The organism is Streptomyces sp. NBC_00400, from assembly GCF_036048035.1.
Classification (GTDB): Bacteria; Actinomycetota; Actinomycetes; order Streptomycetales; family Streptomycetaceae; genus Streptomyces.
The window spans coordinates 4,040,471-4,057,735 of sequence record NZ_CP107940.1; the positions used below are offsets into that span (position 1 = coordinate 4,040,471).

Genomic DNA, 17,265 nt, shown 5'->3' on the forward strand with positions numbered 1-17,265 from the left:
CATGAGCCTGACCCTGAGGACCATCAGCCGAGAGCAGCATCTGGCATATATCCAGAGTCTGCCCGCGGCCAGCCACATGCAGGTTCCTGCCTGGGCGGACGTCAAGGCCGAATGGCTTTCGGAGAGTCTGGGCTGGTTCGACGCGAGCGGCGCGCTGGTCGGCGCGGGTCTGGTGCTCTACCGCCAGCTGCCCAAGATCAAGCGCTACCTCGCCTATCTCCCCGAAGGCCCGGTCATCAACTGGTTCTCACCGAACCTCGAGGACTGGCTGCAGCCGATGCTCAGCCACCTCAAGCAGAAGGGCGCCTTCTCCGTGAAGATGGGCCCGCCGGTGATCATCCGCCGCTGGGACTCCGTCGCGATCAAGTCCGGCATCCAGAGCCCGGACGTCAAGCGGCTGCGCGACGTCGAGGCCACCCACATCGAGCCCCGCGCCTTCGAGGTCGCCGACCGGCTGCGGCGCATGGGCTGGCAGCAGGGCGAGGACGGCGGCGCCGGCTTCGGCGACGTGCAGCCGCGTTATGTCTTCCAGGTGCCGCTGGCCAACCGCTCGCTGGAGGACGTCCACAAGGGCTTCAACCAGCTGTGGCGCCGCAACATCAAGAAGGCCGAAAAGGCCGGCGTCGAGGTCGTCCAGGGAAGCTACGAGGAGCTGGCCGAATGGCAGCGGCTCTACGAGATCACCGCGGAGCGTGACCGCTTCCACCCGCGGCCGCTGGGCTACTTCCAGCGCATGTGGACGGCCCTCAACTCCGAGGACCCCAACCGCATGCGGCTCTACTTCGCCCGCCACGAGGGCGAGAACGTCGCAGCGGCCACGATGCTGATCGTCGGGGGCCACGTCTGGTACTCCTACGGTGCCTCCGCCAACCACAAGCGCGAGGTCAGGCCCTCGAACGCGATGCAGTGGAAGATGCTCCAGGATTCCTACGCGCTCGGCGCTTCGGTCTACGACCTCCGCGGCATCAGCGACTCGCTGGACGAGAACGACCATCTCTTCGGCCTGATCCAGTTCAAGGTCGGCACGGGCGGGCAGGCAGCGGAGTACCTCGGCGAGTGGGACTTCCCGCTCAACAAGCTGCTGCACAAGGCACTCGACATGTATATGTCGCGCCGCTGACGCTTCACCGCACCGTCCGTACTCCTGACACACCCCAGCCACGAGAAAGGTTCCGGGCCCGGCCATGGCGCTCACCCTCTACGTCGACACCGCGCGCTGGCGGGCGCATCAGCAGAGCGTTCTCCAGCAGTTCCCCGGGCTGGTCCCGGTCTGCAAAGGCAACGGTTACGGCTTCGGCCATGAGCGTCTCGCCGACGAGGCGACCCGCCTGGGCGCCGACATCCTCGCGGTCGGCACGACCTACGAAGCAGCCCGTATCAAGGACTTCTTCAGCGGCGACCTGCTCGTCCTGACCCCGTTCCGCCACGGTGAGGAGCCGGTGCCGCTGCCCGACCGGGCGATCCGCTCGGTCTCCTCGGTCGAGGGCGTGGGTGGCCTGGTCGGCGCCCGGGTCGTCATCGAGGTCATGAGCAGCATGAAGCGCCATGGCGTCAAGCCGGAGGATCTGCCGAAGCTTGCCGCGGCCATCGAAGACATCCGACTTGAGGGCTTCGCGTTGCACCTCCCGCTGGACCGTGCCGACGGTTCCGACGCGGTCGAGGAGGTCATCGGCTGGATGGACCGGCTCCGCAATGCCCGCCTCCCGCTGCACACCATGTTCGTCAGCCACCTCAAGGCCGATGAACTCGCCCGTCTCCAGCAGCAGTTCCCCCAGACACGGTTCCGCGCGCGGATCGGTACGCGGCTGTGGCTCGGCGACCATGAGGCCACCGAGTACCGCGGCTCGGTGCTCGATGTCACCCAGGTCGCCAAGGGCGAGCGCTTTGGCTACCGCCAGCAGAAGGCGGCCTCCGACGGCTACCTGGTCGTGGTGGCCGGCGGCACCTCGCACGGCGTCGGCCTGGAGTCACCCAAGGCACTGCACGGTGTGATGCCTCGCGCCAAGGGCGTGGCCCGGGCCGGCCTGGCCACCGTCAACCGCAATCTCGCACCCTATGTGTGGGCCGGGAAGCAACGCTGGTTCGCAGAGCCGCCGCACATGCAGGTGTCGATCCTGTTCGTGCCGGGCGACGCACCGCAGCCGCAGGTCGGGGAGGAACTGGTGGCCCATCTGCGGCACACCACCACGCAGTTCGACCGCCTTGTGGACCGCTGATCCGGTAGCGCCCGGCTTGCTCGGAACACACACGCCAAGGGCCCGGTGCCGCAGACCTTCTCTGCGGCACCGGGCCCGGTGCATGGACGGCCCGGTGCGGCCTTACTCCCTTACAGCTCCCCAGCTCACCTGTGGTGCCCCCTCGAACTGCACCGCGTGCCGGGGACGGTGGTGGGCCCGGCCGAGCACGAACACATCGGGGCTGCGGTCCAGGACGCCGCCCGACGGATCGTCGTCCCCGTCCCTGCGGACCACATCGCGCTCCGGCAGCAGAATGTCCCGGACGACCACGGCACACAGATAGAGGGTTCCCAGGAGGTGCAGCACGATGGCCAGCTGGTAGCCCTCGAGCGGCAGGCCTTGGTGCTTGTCTTCGTTGCCTGTGTAGGCGAGGTACAGCCAGATCCCCAGGAAGTACATGACCTCGCAGGCCTGCCAGATCAGGAAGTCCCGCCAGCGCGGCCGGGCCAGCACGGCGAGCGGGGTCAGCCACAGGACGTACTGCGGCGAGTAGACCTTGTTGGTGAGGATGAAGAGCGCGACGACCAGGAACGCCAGCTGTGCGAAGCGTGGCCGGCGCGGCGCATACAGGGTCAGCAGGCCGATGGCGCCACAGCCCAGGATCATCAGCAGCGTGGCATAGGTATTGGCGTTCTCCAACGGGTTACCGGTTCGCTGCGAGATCAGGAGCCAGAGCGAACCGAAGTCGATGGGCCGCTCCTGGCTGAACGTGTAGAACTTTGCCCAACCTTCCCGGATGTGGAATCCCGCTCGATCGTGCGTGATCATCACCGGCAGGTTCACCACCAGCCAGGATGCGACGGCGCCGGCCACCGCCCGCCCGTACGCACGCCAGGCTCCCGCGCGCCAGCACAGCACCAGCAGCGGGCCGAGCAACAGCACCGGGTACAGCTTCGCCGCGGTGGCCAGCCCGATGAGGACACCGGCCGCAAGCGGGCGGCTGCGTGACCACATCAGCATCCCTGCGGCGGTCAGAGCGATCGCCAGCAGATCCCAGTTGATGGTCGCGGTGAGGGCAGCAGCCGGCGCCAGGGCGACCAGGAGGCCGTCCCAGGGGCGTCGCCGGTGGGTGCGGGTCACGCACACCGCGACGACAGCGGCGCAGACCATCAGCATGCCGGCATTGACCAGCCAGTAGAGCTGTTCGCGGTACTGGATATCCCCGCTGTGCGGTGTCATCCAGGAGGCGATCTCCATGAAGGCGCCGGTGAGTACGGGGTATTCGAGGTACTCCATATCACCGGGCAACCGGTCGAAATACGGGAGCAGCCCATCGGCGAAGCCCCGCCCCGCATAGAGATGGGGGATATCGGAGTAGCAGGCGTGGACGTACTGGCTCGTGGCGCCGAAGAACCAGCCACCGTTGTAGCAGGGCAGCTTCTGCACCATGCCCAGCGCGAACATGCCGATGGCGACGAGCGCGATGACCCGTACCGGCGTCAGCCGGCTGGTCCCGAGCAGTGCGCGCCGGCCGATCGGTCCGCCGATCAGCTCGCTGCCGGCCGCCGCCACCTCATCCCGCCTCGTCGGCCGTACCGGCTCGTCCCGTCGCACGCTCGTCATGGCCCCATCCTGCCGTACGACCCTGTGCAGAACACGGCGAAGCCCCCGCCCGGCGTGAGCCGGGCGGGGGCTTTATGGCTCCACGTTTCACGTGAAACAGCGTTTCACGTGAAACGGTCGGTCAGCCGCTCGGGCCGCCGAAGAGGCCTCCACCACCGTTCGCGTCCGTCGGGTCAGGTGTCGGACTCGTGCCTCCGGTGCCACCGCCCGGTCCACCCGGTCCGCCCGGTCCTCCACCGTTGGCCCCGCCGTTACCGGCTCCTCCGCCGTTCTTGCAGTTGATGTCCCAGGGAGAACATGTATCCGTCGGGCTCGGGCTGGGACTGTCCGACGGCGAAGCGGAATCACTGGGAGTCCCCGACGGAGTCTGCGAGGGCGTGTCCGACGGCGTCGGGGTCGGCGTCGGAGAGGGCATGCCGGCCTCGTCCACCCGTCGCCCGATGGGGGTAGCAGCCGGGAACGGCTCCGATGTGACGCCCTTCATCGCCTGCAACATGTACTCGGTCCACACCTCGGTGGGCAGTGCACCACCGTGGATCGAGTCAAAACCACCGACGCCGTTCATGGACAGCTGACGCGGATTCTGTGCGTCCTCACGGAACATGGTGACGGCTGTCGAAAGCTGCTTGGTGTAGCCGACGAACCAGGCCGACTTGTTTTCGTCGGTGGTGCCGGTCTTGCCCGCCGCCGGCATGTGCAGCCGCTTGGCCAAATTTCCCGTGCCGTTCTGGATGACGTTCTCCAGCACCTTGGTCACGTTGTTGGCGATGTTGGAAGCCATCGCCGTCTCCTGCTTGGGCTTGTCGAAGCCCGGCAGGTCTTCACCCTCGAACGTCACCTTGGTCACCGAATACGGCTCCACCTTCTGTCCCGACTGGGCGAAGGTCGCATAGGCATCGGCCATACGGATCGCGCTCGGAGTGGAGGTGCCCAGCGCGAAGGACGGGTTCAGGTTCTTGTCGAAGCTGGCCGGTGCGATGCCCGCGGCCTCCGCCATGTTGCGGACCTTTTTCATCCCGACGTCCATGCCGAGCTGCACGAAGGGGGTGTTGACGGACTGTTCCATCGCCTTCGTCAAGGGGATGTAGCCCCAAGGGTGGTTGCTCTCGTTCTCCTGATAAAAGGGCGAGTTGTCCCGCTTCGTAACAAAGCTGCCGTCGGCGTTCTTCACCTTCAGGTGGTCGTCGCCGTTGTAGCGACTGTCCGGTGAGATCGGCCCGCCACTCCTGGCCGTTCCGTACTTCATCCCCGCGGCGAGCACGAACGGCTTCCAGGTCGAGCCGACCGGTACACCGAAGGTGTCGGCGTTGTTGCTGAAGTGCCCCTTGTCGTAGCCCTCACCGCCGTACAGGGCGACGATCTTGCCGTCTCCCGGCACCACGGAGGCACCACCGAACTGGACGAATTTGTCCTTGGCGCGCTTCTTGGAATCGATATAGCGCTTGTTGACCTTCTTGACCGCGCCCTCGAGCGCATTGGTCTTCTTCGCGTCGAAGGTCGTTCGGATCGTGTAGCCACCCTTGTCGAACTGGGCCTCGCTGAGACCCGCGTGCTTCAGCACGTACTTCTTCGCGGTGTCCATCATGTAGCCGATCTGGCCGCTCTTGCTGGCCACCGGCTTCGGCAGGTGTGGCGTGGGGAAATGACCGCGGTACTTGTCCCGCTGCGTCTTCGACAGGAAGTGGTTCTCGACCTCGCGGTCAAGGATCCAGGACCACCGGGCCTTGGCACGCGCGGTGTTTGCCGCCCGCGTGGCTCCCGGACTGGTGCCGCCCGCGGGGTCATACAGGTCTGCGCCCTTGAGCACGGTGGCCAGGAAGGCACTCTGGTTCGCGTTGAGCTTGGCGGCGTCCACACCGTAGTACGCCTGAGCCGCTGCCTGGATTCCGTAGGCCCCGCGACCGTAGTAGCTGGTGTTCAGATACCCCTGAAGGATCTCGTCTTTGTTCTTCGACCAGCCGACCTTGATCGCGATAAACAGTTCCTTGAACTTGCGGTCAAGCGTCTGCTGCTGACTCAGCATCGCGTTCTTCACGTACTGCTGGGTAATGGTCGAGCCGCCCTGGGTCTCGCCGCCCTTGGCCATGTTGAACACCGCACGCGCGATGCCCATCGGGTCGACGCCCGAGTCCGTCCGGAACGAGGCGTTCTCCGCGGCGATCGCCGCATTCTGCATCGACGACGGAATTTCGGTGATCGTGACGTTCTGCCGGTTCGTCTCACCGTCGCGCGCCATGACCTTGCCATTGGCCCAGAGGTAGACATTGTTCTGCGACTTGGCGGCCAGGCTCTCGTCGGGAACCTGCACCAGCGCCAGCGCGACGCCGGAGGCACCGACGATCAGCCCCATGAAACCAACACACAGGGTCGCGACCTGCTTCCAGGACGGCACAAAGCGCCGCCACCCGACGCGGTTGGCACGCGGGTAGTCGATCAGACGCTTCTTGGCAGGCTTCCCGCTGCCGCGTCCGCGGCCTCCCTCGGGGCCATCGCCCCCGCCACCGCGACGACCTCCGCCACCACGGCCGCCGGCGCCGCCACCGGCAGCCGTCGCGGAGGCATCGGTCGCCCGCCGGCGGCCGCCGCGCTGGGCAGCTCTGCGGGCCTCGGCACGCCCTCCTTGCCGCGGCTCATGACCGGTCGGCTCGGAGTGGGAGGCAGGATCGGCAGCGGAGCCACGCGGAGAGGCGGCACGGCGCCCCGGTGGCTGCTGTGCGGCGCGTCGGGCCGCGGCACGTCCGCCACCCTGCGGCTGTGGCGGTTTGCGACGGTGCTCGCTCATGGAACGAATACTCCTCGGGCAGGCGCGCTATCTCGTCGCCTGAAGGCGGCAATTGTCTTCAGGTCCCCCCGATGCACAGCTCGCTCCTGAGGCGCGAGCCGCACTACACCGAGGATGGGGACGCCAGATATCGGCCCTCGGTTCCCGGCAGTCTGCATGCCGCACAGACTACGCACGGCCAAAACCTGCCCAGTGTTGAAATTCACTCCAAATCAGTCAGGTTGATGAGAACGATTCGGTGATGTGATGCCGTTCACCGTCCCCCCACTTGTTCAGCCCGGGGGACCGTTCTATCGTCTGGATGTATCGAGTCGATACATCAGCACGGCATAAAGAATGCACAGGACCAGGGAGGCGGAGGGTGAGCAGACGTTCCGGCATCCTCGAGTTCGCCGTCCTCGGCCTGCTCCGCGAATCCCCGATGCACGGCTATGAGCTGCGAAAACGGCTCAACACCTCGCTCGGGGTCTTCCGCGCGTTCAGCTACGGCACCCTCTACCCCTGCCTCAAGGCGCTGGTCGCGAGCGGCTGGCTCATCGAGGAGACGGAGGGCGCTACGGAGGGCGTAGCGGCCGCGGCGCTGACAGGGCGCCGGGCCAAGATCGTCTACCGATTGACCGCAGCGGGCAAAGAACACTTCGAGGAGCTGCTCGCCCACTCCGGACCGGATGCATGGGAGGACGAGCACTTCGGCGTCCGCTTCGCATTCTTCGGCCAGACATCTCGGGACGTAAGGATGCGAGTGCTGGAAGGCCGCCGTAGCCGGCTGGAGGAGCGCCTCGAGAAGATGCGTACCTCCCTGGCCAGGTCCCGCGAGCGGCTGGACGACTACACCCTCGAACTGCAGCGGCACGGCATGGAATCCGTGGAGCGCGAAGTCCGTTGGCTGAACGAGCTCATCGAGAGTGAGCGCGCCGGGCGTGACCAGCGCGCACCAGGTCCCGCAGCACAAGACCGGAAGAACCAGTCAGGCGATACGGGCGGCCTGCCCCGGCACCGGGGTGGTTCCCGGCCGGATCCGTCCGATGACACCACCACATGAGGCTCTGCTGTGCAGGTCCTCATCGAGAACACAGGGAGCAACCGGAATGGGTTCGGTTCGCGTAGCCATCGTCGGCGTGGGCAACTGCGCCGCCTCGCTGGTACAGGGCGTCGAGTACTACAAGGACGCCGACCCGAAGAGCCGCGTGCCCGGCCTCATGCACGTGCAGTTCGGCGACTACCACGTGCGTGACATCGAGTTCGTGGCGGCCTTTGACGTCGACGCCAAGAAGGTCGGGCTCGACCTCGCGGATGCCATCGGCGCCAGCGAGAACAACACCATCAAGATCTGCGACGTGCCCAACGCGGGCGTGACGGTCCAGCGTGGCCACACCCACGACGGCCTGGGCAAGTACTACCGCCAGACCATCGAGGAGTCCACCGAGGCCCCGGTCGACGTCGTCCAGATCCTCAAGGACAAGCAGGTCGACGTCCTGGTCTGCTACCTCCCTGTCGGCTCCGAGGACGCCGCGAAGTACTACGCCCAGTGCGCCATCGACGCCAAGGCCGCGTTCGTCAACGCCCTCCCGGTCTTCATCGCCGGCACCAAGGAGTGGGCGGACAAGTTCACCGAGGCCGGTGTCCCGATCGTCGGTGACGACATCAAGTCGCAGGTCGGCGCCACGATCACGCACCGCGTGATGGCCAAGCTGTTCGAGGACCGGGGCGTCGTCCTGGACCGCACGATGCAGCTGAACGTCGGCGGCAACATGGACTTCAAGAACATGCTCGAGCGCGAGCGCCTGGAGTCCAAGAAGATCTCCAAGACCCAGGCCGTCACCTCCCAGATCCGGGACCGTGAACTGGGCGAGGACAACGTCCACATCGGCCCCTCGGACTACGTGGCCTGGCTGGACGACCGCAAGTGGGCCTACGTCCGCCTCGAGGGCCGCGCCTTCGGTGATGTCCCGCTGAACCTGGAGTACAAGCTCGAGGTCTGGGACTCCCCGAACTCCGCGGGTGTCATCATCGACGCCCTGCGCGCCGCCAAGATCGCCAAGGACCGGGGCATCGGCGGCCCGATCCTCTCCGCGTCCTCGTACTTCATGAAGTCCCCGCCGGTGCAGTACTTCGACGACGAGGCACGGGAGAACGTCGAGAAGTTCATCAACGGCGAAGTCGAGCGCTGAGACGCCCGACGCACCTCGCCTGTGCAGGCCCCCGGTATTGCACCCGGGGGCCTGCGGGCTGTGTGAGGCTGTGCCTCATGCATGCTGTGCGCGACCTCCGCGTATTACTCCGGCTACGCGACTTCCGTTCGCTCCTTGCCGCACGGCTCCTTTCCCAGGCGGCCGACGGGGTGTTCCAGGTCGCGCTCGCCGCCTTTGTCGTCTTCTCGCCCGAGAAACAGACTTCCCCCGCGGCCATCGCCTCCGCCATGGCGATCCTCCTGCTCCCGTACTCCCTCCTCGGGCCGTTCACCGGGGTACTGCTCGACCGCTGGCGGCGGCGTCAGGTCCTGCTGTACGGCAATCTGCTGCGCACGGTGCTGGCGATGGCGACAGCGGCGCTGATCGCGTCACAGGCCCCCGACTGGCTCTTCTACGCCTCAGCCCTGTTCGTGACTGCCGTCAACCGCTTCGTCCTCGCGGGGCTCTCGGCCGCGCTCCCGCGTGTGGTCGACGGTGAAGAGCAGTTGGTCATGGCCAACTCCCTGGCCCCCACGGCCGGAACGCTCGCCGCCACCGCCGGCGGCGGGCTCGCGTTCGCCATCCGGCTGGCCGGCTCAGATGTGGACGCGTATGTCGTGCTGCTCGCCGCTTCCCTCTACTTCTGTTCAGCTCTCACCGCCCTGCGCATGGCACCGCAATTGCTCGGCCCCGATGCCGCACACCTCCCACCTCACCTGCGCGAGGCCCTGTTGAGCACCTTGCGGGGACTTGCGGACGGGCTGCGCCATCTCGCCGAGCGGCGCGCTCCGGCACGGGCGCTGACCGCGATGACCTTGATCCGTTTCTGTTACGGAGCCCTGACGGTCACGGTGCTGATGCTGTGCCGGTACTCCTGGTCCCGCACCGAGGCGGAGGGCTTGGCCCTGCTCGGGATCACGGTCGGGGTATCAGGGGCGGGCTTCTTCACAGCCGCTGTGATCACGCCCTGGGCCGTCGCGCGGCTCACCGCGTTCGGCTGGATCGCCTGCTGTGCCGCGATGGGCGCCGTGCTGGTGCCGTCTCTCGGGCTGTTCTTCCTGCCGGGTCCGATGCTGGCCGCCGCGTTCATGCTCGGCCTCGGCACCCAAGGGACCAAGATCGCCACCGACACCATCGTCCAGTCGACGGTCGACGACGGCTTCCGCGGCCGGATCTTCGCCATTTACGACGTTCTCTTCAATGCCGCCTTCGTCGGCGCCGCCGCGGTCGCCGCCCTCATGCTGCCGCCGGACGGACACTCCACCGCTCTGCTCGGTGTGGTGACCGTCCTCTACGCGGTGGTCACCGCGGCGTTGGTCCGCGTCGTGCGCAGCTGAGCTCACATCCGTCACCCCGAGGTGATCAGGGCTCTGCGGTGAGACGTCCGGACCGGATACCTTACGGACGTCCTACAGCAGCCTGTACACATCAATATCGGGGGAGATCCATGACGACGCCGCCTCAGGGCCAGCAGCCATACGGCCAGGCACCGTACGCACAGCCATACGGGCAACAGCCCTACGGACAGAACCCGTATCCGCAGGCACCGCCGGCGCCCCAGGCCCCCTACGGCCAGCCCCAGGGCGGATACGCCTACCCCCCACAGCCACAGGCTCCGTACGGACAGCCTCAGCCTGGATACCCCGCGCCGCCCCAGCAACCCTTCATGCAAGGCGGGGTCCCCGTACCGCCGCAGCAGCCCGCCAAGCGCCGCTCCCCCAAGTCGATCCTGAGGGTTATCGGAGCCGTCCTCGGTCTGATCTTCCTCGCAGTCGCCTGGATCAGCAGCATGGACGACGCGAGCAGCGCCGAGGTCGGCGATTGCGTGAAGAAGTCCAGCAGTTCGCTCGACGATGGCCTTTCAGTGGTGGATTGCGGCACCTCGGAGGCCCAGTACAAGGTGGCCGCGGTGCACGATGACACCTCGGACCCGTCCGTGTGCCCGGCAAATCAGTCCGCGTACACCAAGAACGTGCACCGACGCAGGGGATCCGACACCCACATGGTGCTCTGCCTGACCTCGGCGAAGTAGCGCGCGACAAGCGCCTGGGATGCGTCATGGGGCGGTGTTTCACGTGAAACACCGCCCCATGTTTCACGTGAAACGTAGGGTTCGCCGACCCCGGTTTCACGTGAAACATCAGCCCTGCGTGGCCCACCACTCCTTCAGAGCAGCGATCGCCGCGTCCCGCTCCATCGGCCCGCGCTCCAGCCGGAGCTCCAGCATCTGCTTGTAGGCCTTGCCGACCTCGGGCCCCGGGCGAATGCCCAGGATCTGCATGATGTCGTTGCCATCCAGGTCCGGGCGGATCGCCTCCAGCTCCTCCTCCTCCTGCAGCCGCGCAATGCGCTCCTCAAGCCCGTCGTAGGCGCGCGACAGGGCACTGGCCTTGCGCTTGTTGCGAGTAGTGCAGTCCGAGCGGGTCAGCTTGTGGAGCCGCTTCAGCTGCGGACCGGCGTCCCGTACATACCGCCGGACGGCGGAGTCCGTCCACTCGCCCGTCCCGTAACCGTGGAACCGCAGATGCAGCTCCACCAGACGCGAGACGTCCTTGACCATGTCGTTGGAGTACTTCAGGGCGGTCATCCGCTTCTTGGTCATCTTCGCGCCCACCACCTCGTGGTGGTGGAAGGAGACCCGACCGTCCTTCTCGAAGCGCCGCGTCCTGGGCTTGCCGATGTCGTGCAGGAGGGCCGCCAGCCGCAGCACAAGATCGGGGCCGTCCTCCTCGAGGTCGATCGCCTGCTCCAGGACCGTCAGCGAGTGCTCGTAGACGTCCTTGTGGCGGTGATGCTCGTCACTTTCCAGCCGCAGTGCGGGCAGCTCGGGCAGAACCTGGTCGGCCAGGCCCGCATCAACGAGCAGCCGCAATCCCTCGCGGGGGTGTGCCGACAGGATCAGCTTGTTCAGCTCGTCCCGTACGCGCTCCGCGGAGACGATCTCGATGCGGTCCGACATCGCCTTCATCGCGGCGACGACCTCCGGGGCCACCGTGAAGTCCAGCTGAGCGGCGAAGCGGGCCGCGCGCATCATCCGCAGCGGGTCATCGGAGAAGGACTCCTCAGGCGTCCCCGGCGTGCGCAGCACGCGCGCGGCCAGGTCCTCCAGGCCGTCGTGCGGGTCGACGAACTCCTTCTGCGGCAGCAGCACCGCCATGGCGTTCACCGTGAAGTCCCGACGCATCAGGTCTTGCTCGATGGAGTCGCCGTACGACACCTCGGGCTTGCGGGAGGTGCGGTCGTACGCCTCCGACCGGTAGGTCGTGACCTCGATGTCGAACGATTCCTTCTTGCAGCCGACCGTCCCGAAGGCGATGCCGACCTCCCAGACCGCGTCCGCCCACGGCCGGACGATCTTCAGAACGTCCTCGGGACGGGCATCGGTGGTGAAGTCGAGGTCATTGCCGAGCCGGCCCAGCAGCGCATCCCGGACCGAGCCGCCGACCAGGGCAAGTGTGAACCCGGCCTCCTGGAAGCGACGGGCCAGGTCATCCGCGACGGGGGACACCCTCAGCAGCTCGCTCACAGCGCGCCGCTGCACATGGTTCAACGCGTTCGTCGACAGCGGGGTCCGCTCGGCGGTCGGGGCGGGGAGGTCATTGTTGGCGTTCGGCACAACAAAACAGGGTACGTGGCCGCGCAGTGCAAAGCGTCACGTAATAAAGGGGACAGGCTGGGCCCGGTCAAAGGACAGGCTGGGCACACGGCCTCTGCGCCGAGATCATGTGGAGCAGTCCCTGGCACGCCGTCGCTGCGCGCCTCGTTACCATTCGTGGACGCACATTCCGAACGACCACTGACGACGACGAGGGACGGGCGAGCGCGTGGCCGAGGCGGCAGGGTTCCAGCGGACTGAACGGCCGCGTGGTCGATGGCTGCGAAGGACCGTGACACTGCTCACTGGGGTGCTCCTTCTCGTGGGGCTGCTCCAGGTTCCGCAGGCTTCCTCCGCCCAGGCGGCCCCGACCGGCTCCCGCACGGTCGACGTCACCATCGACTCGATGTCCCCGTCCGCTCCCTCCAAGAGCGACACGGTGACCGTCTCCGGCACGCTGACCAATGACAGCCGCAGCACGATCACGGATGCGCATGTCGGAATGCACCGTGGATCCGTGCTCGGAGGCCGTGGCTCCATCGAGAATGCGTCCCGTCGTACCGGCTATCTGCCAGGCACGGACGGTGAGGAGATCAAGGGGCACACCGAGAAGATCGGCAAGCTGGAACCCGGCGTCAGCCGTCCCTTCAGCCTCAGCGTGCCGGCCAAGGACCTCCACCTCGGCGATAACGGTGTGTACCAGCTCGGCATCTCTCTGTCAGGGAGCTCTCCGTCCGCACCCTCCGGGCAGGTCCTCGGCTTCGACCGGACGTTCCTGCCCTGGCAGACGGCCGGAGACGGGAAGAAGACGCAGCTCACCTACATGTGGCCGCTGATCTCCCGCACCCACCTCACCGCCGAGACCGACGCCGATGCCCAGCAGACACCGGTCTTCCGCAACGACGACCTCGCTGCCGAGCTCGCGCCCGGAGGCCGGCTGCAGCAGATGGTCGCGCTCGGCAAGAACCTCCCGGTGACCTTCGTCATCGATCCCGACCTCCTCGCGACCGTCGATGCCATGACCAAGTCGTACCGGGTGAACGGTCCGGACGGCCCGATGGGCAAGAACCAGGCGGTCGCCAAGCAGTGGCTGCACGACCTCGAAGAAGCGGTCAAGTCGCACCAGGTCGTCGCGCTGCCCTTTGCCGATCCTGATCTGGCCTCGCTCGCGCACCACGGCAAGAGCGTGCCCAGCGCACTCAGTCACCTCGGCCCGGCCACCGACCTTGCCGACAAGACCGTGGACACGATCCTCGGAGTCAAGCCGCGCACGGACTTCGCCTGGCCCGTCGACGGCGCGATCGACTCGTCCATCGTGGATGTCGCGACCTCGGCCGGCGCGCACAACGTGATCACTCGCAGCGACAGCCTGCGGGACGCCGACAGGCTGTCCTACACCCCGACGGCGGCCCGTCCCATCGGCGGCGGCAATACCGCCGTCGTCGCGGACGCGCAGCTCTCACGGGCCTTCGAGGGCGATATGTCGAAGGCCGGAAACTCCGCCCACGCGGTCCAGGAGTTCCTCGCACAGACCCAGATGATCAACCTTGAGGACCCGGGCCGGCAGCGCAGCATCGTCGTCGCGCCGCAGCGCATGCCGTCGGTCCGCCAGGCCCACGCCATGGCGACCGCACTGCGGAGCCTGGACGAGTCCGACAGCTGGACCCAGTCCCTGAACCTCGGCGGCGCGGCCAAGGCCAAGCCCGACCGTGCGGCCACCCGCCATGTGCCGAGTGGCGCCGCCTACCCGTCCTCGCTGCGCAGGCAGGAACTCCCCGTCAACGCCTTCCGGCAGATCCAGGGCACCCAGTCCGCCCTGGACGACTTCCAGGTGATCCTGGCCCAGCCGGAGCGCGTGGTGACCCCGTTCGGCAACGCGATGATGCGGGAGATGTCGACAGAGTGGCGGGGCGATGCCACCGGCGCCACAACGTACCGGCATTCCGTACGCAGCTACCTCGACGGTCTGACCAAGAAGGTCCGCCTGATCCAGAAGTCGGGGGCGACGCTCTCCGGGCGCAGCGCCACGATTCCGGTGACGGTGCAGAACAACCTGGTCCAAGGCGTCAAGGACATGACGCTGAAGCTGACGTCGTCCCAGCCCAACCGTCTGGACGCGGGGAAGTCGCAGCAGATCACGGTGGACGGCGGGCACAGCCAGTCGTTCAAGTTCGACACCACGGCGAACGCCAATGGCCGGGCATGGGTGACCGCCCAGCTCTACACGGCGGACGGGAAGCCCTACGGTGACCCGATGATGTTCCAGGTGAACGTCACGGAGATCACCGCAACGGTGATGCTCGTCATCGCGGGCGGCGTGCTGCTGCTCGTCCTTGCCGGTGTGCGGATCTACCTCCAGCGCAAGCAGGCGGCCGCCCGGCGGACCGACGACGGGTCCGACGGCGACGGCCCCGATGACGACACAGGCACGGACGGCGACAACGGCGGCACCGACGGCGACGAGCCGGAGCAGCCGAGTGACCCCACGCCGGACACCGGATCGGAAAGCTCCGACCCGTCCGGCTCAGGTGAGAAGGTGGACCGTTGATAGATGGCGGGGCCGGATGGCCGGCGACGGATGAGGTGGGGCAGCGATGAATGCGCCGTACGACGGTGACCGGGGCCGGGGCGCCAACGGCGACCCCACGGGACCGGTGCCTCCGACGCCCCCGCCGCCCGCGGAGCAGGACCCGTACGCCCAGGGCCCGTACGCCCAGGACCCCTACGTCCAGGACGCCTACCGCAACGACCCGCACCGCGCCCAGGACCCGACGGCTCAGGATCCGGTGACCGAGGCGCTCTACGACCGCGCCGCGCACCCCCCGCCGCCGCCCGGGCAGCCCGCGCATCCGCTCTACCAGCAGCCTGCTGCGGGCAGCCACCCTCCCGACCCGCAGCTGTGGGCCACACCCCCGGCGCCCGAGCCGCAGGGCCCGACCCGGAATCTCCCGTACGGCGATGCCGCGGCGACGACGCAGTTCGTGGGTGTGGACGACCTGATCACCCAGGCCGCCGACGAACGTCCGGAGCCTGACGCCTTCGCCCATCTCTTCCAGGACCAGCAGTCCTACGAGCCCCGGCACCCTGCTCCCGCGACGGCCGGCCCCTCGGCGCCCGGGGGGCCCGGACCAGAGGCCGTGCCGCAGCAGGCCGCACCGGAGCCGGCCCCCGTGGCGGCGGCCGGCAAGCCCTCCGGCGGCCGCGCCTCCGGCGTGCTCAAGTCCAGCGCGGTGATGGCCGCCGGCACGATGGTGTCGCGTCTCACCGGCTTCGTCCGCTCGGCACTGATCGTCGCGGCCCTCGGCGGTGCGGTGCTCGGTGACTCCTGGCAGGTCGCGTACCAGCTACCGACGATGATCTTCATCCTGACCATCGGCGGCGGTCTCAACTCCGTCTTCGTCCCGCAGTTGGTGCGCGCGATGAAGGAGGACGAGGACGGCGGCGAGGCCTACGCGAACCGGCTGCTGACGCTGGTCATCGTGGTACTCGGCGTGCTCACGGTCCTGGCGGTCGTGGCGGCGCCACTGCTGGTGAAACTGGTCTCCTTCGACATCTCCCGTGACCCGGCGGCCAACGAAGTCGCCGTGGCGTTCACCCGCTACTGCGTACCCACGATCTTCTTCATGGGTCTGCACGTCGTCATGGGACAGATCCTCAACGCCCGCGGCCGCTTCGGCGCGATGATGTGGACCCCCGTCCTCAACAACATCGTCATGATCGCCACCTTCGGCCTGTTCATCTGGGTCTACGGCACGGCGAAGACCTCGCACATCGGCGTCACCACCATCCCCGACGAGGGCATCCGGCTCCTGGGAATCGGCACCCTCCTCGGGCTCGTCGTCCAGGCCCTGGCGATGATCCCTTACCTGCGCGACGCCGAATTCAAGCTCCGGCTGCGCTTCGACTGGCGCGGCCACGGCCTGGGCAAGGCCGCCAAACTCGCCAAATGGACCGTGTTGTTCGTGCTCGCCAACCAGGCGGGCGTCCTTGTCGTCACCCAGCTCTCCACCTGGGCCGGCAACACCGCCAACGACCAGGGGCACCCGGGCACCGGCTTCATCTCGTACGCCAGCGCACAGCTGATCTGGAACATGCCGCAGGCGATCATCACCGTTTCCGTGATGGCGGCACTGCTGCCGCGGCTGGCACGGTCCGCGCACGACGGTGACACCGGCGCCGTCCGGGACGACATGTCGCAGGGCCTGCGCACCTCCGCCGTCGCGATCGTCCCGATCTCGTTCGGCTTCCTCTCCCTCGGCATCCCGTTGTGCACGCTGGTCTACGGCTCGTCCGGCGCCGGCATCCCGATGGGCTACATGCTGATGGCCTTCGGTGTGGGGCTGATCCCGTTCTCGGTGCAGTACGTCGTCCTGCGTGCCTTCTACGCGTACGAGGACACCCGCACGCCCTTCTACAACACGGTGATCGTCGCGGCCGTCAACGCCGCGGCCTCCGGGCTGTGCTTCCTGGTCCTGCCCGCCCGCTGGGCCGTGGTCGGCATGGCGGCCTCCTACGGCCTGGCGTACATCATCGGCGTGGGCGTGGCCTGGCGCCGTCTGAGCAAGCGCATGGACGGTGATCTCGACACCGCTCATGTCGTGCGGACCTACGCACGGCTGGCGGGCGCCAGCATCCCGGCCACGATCATCTCGGGAGCCGCGGTGTACGGAATCATGCAGGCGCTCGGCACCGGTGTCCTCGGGTCGCTGGCCGCTCTGATCGCCGGTGCCGCCGCACTTCTGGCCGTGTTCTACGTGGCTGCACGCAAAATGCGCATCGAGGAACTGAACGCCCTGGTCGGCATGGTCCGGTCGAAGCTTGGGCGTTGATTGAGCACAACCATCGACTGCCACCGTGTGTCGTGCATAGTGGCGGACTGTGGGCACAATTGTCTTGGCTCATTGAGCCTGCAACGGA

Annotated in this window: 11 protein-coding genes; 8 read left to right on the forward strand and 3 right to left on the reverse strand. The window is 67.4% G+C overall.

Features of this window, described 5'->3' with window-relative positions; all coding sequences use genetic code 11:
- The first annotated feature begins 1 nt into the window (after position 1).
- Entirely contained in the window at positions 2–1,120 is a 1,119-nt protein-coding gene (locus OHS81_RS17550) for a lipid II:glycine glycyltransferase FemX (RefSeq protein WP_328385688.1), read from the forward strand.
- A 64-nt stretch (positions 1,121–1,184) separates the two neighbouring features.
- Complete coding sequence (locus OHS81_RS17555) at positions 1,185–2,216, forward strand: alanine racemase (RefSeq protein WP_129295304.1); 1,032 nt, start codon at positions 1,185–1,187, stop codon at positions 2,214–2,216.
- 102 nt (positions 2,217–2,318) lie between these two features.
- Here OHS81_RS17555 and OHS81_RS17560 read toward each other — a convergent pair whose 3' ends face one another.
- Together OHS81_RS17560 and OHS81_RS17565 are read right to left on the reverse strand one after the other, a co-directional pair.
- Positions 2,319–3,800, reverse strand: a complete 1,482-nt coding sequence (locus OHS81_RS17560) for a glycosyltransferase family 87 protein (protein ID WP_328385689.1) — start codon at positions 3,798–3,800, stop codon at positions 2,319–2,321.
- Between the two features lie 121 nt (positions 3,801–3,921).
- Positions 3,922–6,582 carry a transglycosylase domain-containing protein gene (locus OHS81_RS17565; RefSeq protein ID WP_328385690.1) on the reverse strand — a complete coding sequence of 887 codons (2,661 nt, stop codon included), beginning with the start codon at positions 6,580–6,582 and terminating at the stop codon, positions 3,922–3,924.
- Positions 6,583–6,943: 361 nt separating this feature from the next.
- Here OHS81_RS17565 and OHS81_RS17570 point away from each other — a divergent pair, with 361 nt between their 5' ends.
- The 4 genes from OHS81_RS17570 (at position 6,944) to OHS81_RS17585 (ending at position 10,785) form a co-directional block, all read left to right on the forward strand.
- Positions 6,944–7,624 carry a PadR family transcriptional regulator gene (locus OHS81_RS17570; RefSeq protein ID WP_328385691.1) on the forward strand — a complete coding sequence of 227 codons (681 nt, stop codon included), beginning with the start codon at positions 6,944–6,946 and terminating at the stop codon, positions 7,622–7,624.
- A gap of 46 nt (positions 7,625–7,670) precedes the next feature.
- Entirely contained in the window at positions 7,671–8,753 is a 1,083-nt protein-coding gene (locus OHS81_RS17575) for an inositol-3-phosphate synthase (RefSeq protein ID WP_328385692.1), read from the forward strand.
- Positions 8,754–8,830: 77 nt separating this feature from the next.
- Positions 8,831–10,090: an MFS transporter gene (locus tag OHS81_RS17580; protein ID WP_328385693.1), complete on the forward strand. Its 1,260-nt coding sequence runs from the start codon at positions 8,831–8,833 to the stop codon at positions 10,088–10,090.
- 329 nt (positions 10,091–10,419) lie between these two features.
- On the forward strand, positions 10,420–10,785 hold the full coding sequence (locus OHS81_RS17585) for an LppU/SCO3897 family protein (protein WP_328385694.1): 366 nt from the start codon (positions 10,420–10,422) through the stop codon (positions 10,783–10,785).
- 108 nt (positions 10,786–10,893) lie between these two features.
- On the opposite strand, the gene OHS81_RS17590 is transcribed toward OHS81_RS17585, so the two are convergent.
- On the reverse strand, positions 10,894–12,369 hold the full coding sequence (locus OHS81_RS17590; protein WP_328385695.1) for a CCA tRNA nucleotidyltransferase: 1,476 nt from the start codon (positions 12,367–12,369) through the stop codon (positions 10,894–10,896).
- A 271-nt stretch (positions 12,370–12,640) separates the two neighbouring features.
- Between OHS81_RS17590 and OHS81_RS17595 the strand changes: the two genes are divergently transcribed.
- The gene (locus OHS81_RS17595) at positions 12,641–14,896 is read left to right on the forward strand and encodes a DUF6049 family protein (RefSeq protein WP_328385696.1); all 2,256 of its coding nucleotides are present in this window, start codon (positions 12,641–12,643) and stop codon (positions 14,894–14,896) included.
- Between the two features lie 46 nt (positions 14,897–14,942).
- Complete coding sequence (gene murJ, locus OHS81_RS17600; protein ID WP_328385697.1) at positions 14,943–17,177, forward strand: murein biosynthesis integral membrane protein MurJ; 2,235 nt, start codon at positions 14,943–14,945, stop codon at positions 17,175–17,177.
- The last annotated feature ends 88 nt before the right edge of the window (positions 17,178–17,265 follow it).